The 1,497-nt window shown below is 46.4% G+C and carries 2 protein-coding genes; both read right to left on the reverse strand.

Translation table 11 applies throughout. The annotated features are described in order from the left end of the window. The coding region (locus ACNPNW_RS04220; RefSeq protein WP_448766569.1) for an acyl-CoA desaturase at positions 1-639 on the reverse strand (639 nt) is incomplete at its 3' end. A 132-nt stretch (positions 640-771) separates the two neighbouring features. Beyond that, on the reverse strand, positions 772-1,320 hold the full coding sequence (locus tag ACNPNW_RS04225) for a lipocalin family protein (RefSeq protein WP_253148741.1): 549 nt from the start codon (positions 1,318-1,320) through the stop codon (positions 772-774). Between the last annotated feature and the right edge of the window lie 177 nt (positions 1,321-1,497).

Raw genomic sequence — 1,497 nt, forward strand, 5'->3', positions numbered from 1 at the left:
CAGTAACACGGTAGACACGACAAAGCCCCAGACCAGCAATTGCAGGCCGGACGTACCGAGTTGCGGCCAGGTGATGGCAAGCCAGTACCCGAGTGCATAAATTCCACCCGCGGTCAGCAGTACCACAATTAAACTGAAACGATCTAGCCAGATAAGTTCCGGATATTTCAGCCAGTCCTTGATCACTTCTTTACGCGTAGCAAAATTATATTCATTCAGAAACCAGCCAACATGGCTGTACCAAAAACCATGCGTGGAGGAATGCGGATCTTGCAAGGTATCGGTATAGCGGTGGTGATAACGGTGATGCGCCGCCCACCATAGCGGACCACGCTGTGCACTCATGGTGCCAATCAGCACAAACAGGAACTGTACCGGGCGGGAGGTCTGAAAAGTTTTATGCGACAGATAGCGATGAAAAAAAGCCGTGATGGAAAACATGCGGATCAAGTAGAACGCGAGCATAAAACCAAGCGCAAACCAGGATACCCCGACCCAGAACACAGCGAAACAGGCCAGATGCAGCAGAATAAAGGGCAAAATACGGATCCACCGAATCTTGCTATTTTCAGCAGTCAGTGTTTCGGTTGGTGCCGATATAGACCAGCTATCTATCCATTGCATCAGACTTTTCAACATGGACTCATCCTATTTCAAGCAACTGTCTTTATTTCATTTGATGAGTGTAATCAGTCAGATATGAATTTTATGTGAAGTGAAAAAAAAGCCGAACTGTAGAGAGATTTGGCAGTTCGGCAAAAGGGTAGCAGATTAATGGGGAAATTTGATTAACTTTGTGATGTCGTAACCATAGTGTTTCGCAGTCTCCAGATAGGACTGATAGGTTGCTTCGTCCAGTTGCGGTTCACGCGATAAAATCCACAGGTATTTATTACTCGGTCCACCGACCAGTGCGACTTTATATTCCGGATCCACTCTTAATATCCAGTAATGACCTTTGGTGAAGGGGATCCACCTTAAACCTGGCGGCAAAAAGCTGACCTTGAGTTTGCTATTGCCCTGATTTTGCGGATAGGCGACCCCTTCAGAGCTGATCATTTCACCATTTTCAATCCGGCAGCTATTTAGGACACGTATGGTCCGATCGGCCTTGACAGTGTATTGTGCCGAAATATCCGACACACATTTACGCTGAAAATACATCGGTAAATGCGCAATTTCATACCACTTGCCTGCATACTGTTGGATATCCACCTGATCGACTGCCTGAGGCGCAACTGTTTCCGCTCGAGTCAGCATGCTTAAGCTCATGAGGGTCAGTGCCGTAACCGCAAAAACTGACTTGAATAGAATATTCATTTTTAAGCCTTAAATGATTTCAGGACTAAGATAACCCAGGTGGATGTGAACAAAGCGTGAAGACAAAATGATGTGATTTAGCAGGCCTGCTGCCGAAAAAGCTCTAGGCTGTTTTCCGGGTTAAAGCCATTCTTTGCTGTCATCTGCCACAGGGGTACCATGCATCACATGCTGAAT

Source organism: Acinetobacter endophylla, from assembly GCF_053543775.1.